Source organism: Pseudomonas sp. P5_A2_2, assembly GCF_054177685.1.
On record NZ_JBGCUL010000877.1, the window covers coordinates 1 to 1,854 of the forward strand.

Consider the following 1,854-nt stretch of genomic DNA (forward strand, 5'->3'; position numbering starts at 1 on the left):
TTCCTGCACTGCGCAGTGAGGCGCTTGAGCCGGGAGGCACGCCGCAACGTGTCGAATTGCTATGCGAAAAATATGTCGCCTTTCGCGCAGATGATGGCCATGTCGGATTCCTTCATGAGGCGTGCCCACACCGCGGCGTTTCGCTGGCGTTGGGTCGAAATGAAGGTAACCGTCTGACTTGCATCTTCCATGGTTGGAGTTTTGACACGCAGGGCAACTGCACCAAAATGCCAACCGAGAAAGACCAGACTTTTTGCAAAAAGGTAAAGGGTCAGGGGTTCGAGGTTCGCGAGGGTGGCGGTATTGTTTGGGTGTACTTGGGGGAGGGTGAAGCGCCGGCCTTCACCGACTATGCATTCACCTATTTTGATCGTAAGCACGCCAGACCGCGGGCTTCCTATAACGAAGCGAACTGGTTGCAAAACGTCGAAACGTTGATGGACTCGGCCCATATCGGACTGCTGCACCATGACACCACGGCGAACCCGGAGCTTCCCCAAGCTGGGCTTCAGCTCGTCACTGGCAACGACACCCCCAAGTACACGCTGGAAAGCAAGCCGTATGGCTTGCGGTCGTATTCGTTGCGCACCACTGGTCAGGAGCAGGACTACCTTCGGGTTACCGAGTTTGTAGCACCGGCGACCGCGTTCATTGGTACCACCGAACAAGAAGCGGGATTTCTGATCATCGTGGTGCCAGTCAACAATACGCGCAGTCTTCAGTGGTACGTCTATTGGGATTCGCGCCAACCTATCGATGAAAATCTCCCGGATTTCGCGCTACTCGGTACCGATGAATCCGACGACAACTTCGCAGCGTCCCGCCAAGGTCTTTCCAACTATGGGCAAGATCGCGAAGCAATGCGTGCCGGTCGGAGCTGGACAGGTGTTCCGGGCGTTATTTTTGAGGATTATGCCGTTGCGGAGAGCATTCCCATCGTCGATCGGACACGGGAGTTTCTGGGTAGCGGGGATCTCGCAATTGTCCGTTTACGGCGTGAATTGATGGAGCGGATCCGCCAATCGGAAGCCAATGAAGACAGCATCCAGGCGCAAGCGAGCGATTACCGTTCATTGAGGGCGTTGGCTGACATGATTCCTGTTGGGACCGTCATTCAGGACTACACGGAGCAGGTGCGTCAAGAACGCAGAATGACTTATCTCTGAGCCCGTTAGGCCGTCAGATTGATGAGCTGGTGGCCGAACGCTCCAATAACAATCCATGGTTCGGGCTAGGTTGCGAGATGCCAAACACATTCCAGGTGTACATCAAATCAGTCACCCATGAGGCAGATGGGGTACTGGCGTATGAGCTAAAAGGGCTGGAAGGCGTGACGCTTCCTGCATTTACTCCGGGGGCCCACATTGACGTCATTGCGGAGGCTATTCCTCTGCGCAGTTACTCCTTGCTAAACGAACCGTCCGAGAGAAATCGTTACGTCATAGCGGTAGCCAAAGACCCTAAAAGTCGTGGTGGATCGATCATGATTCACGAACGCTTGCGTCCCGGGGACAGGTTGCAGGTCAGTGAGCCCAGAAATCTGTTCCCCCTCTCTGAAGGCGAGCATCGTTCTGTGCTGATCGCGGGTGGGATAGGGGTTACACCGCTTTGGTGTATGGCGCAGCATTTGAATAGCAAAAACATGGACTGGGAGCTGCATTACTTCGCTCGCAGTGTTAACCACGCCGCGTTGATCGACGCGATGCAAGGTCACATCACCCAGGACAAGGTCCAGTTGCTGTTGGGGTACGACGTCGAGGCTACCGTCGCTCACATCCAGGAGGTTTTCCGTGGTGATGATGGAACCCGGCATTACTATTGTTGCGGGCCTGCGGGGATGATTCAGGCCTATTC

Annotated in this window: 2 protein-coding genes; both read left to right on the top strand. The window is 55.1% G+C overall.

Going from position 1 to position 1,854, the window contains the following annotated elements:
* Nucleotides 1–1,166: Rieske 2Fe-2S domain-containing protein (locus ACXRVY_RS26805; RefSeq protein ID WP_458238708.1), on the top strand; the 1,166-nt coding region annotated here is incomplete at its 5' end.
* A 29-nt stretch (nucleotides 1,167–1,195) separates the two neighbouring features.
* Nucleotides 1,196–1,854, top strand: a 659-nt coding sequence (locus ACXRVY_RS26810; RefSeq protein WP_458238709.1) for a ferredoxin reductase, incomplete at its 3' end; no start/stop codon positions are given.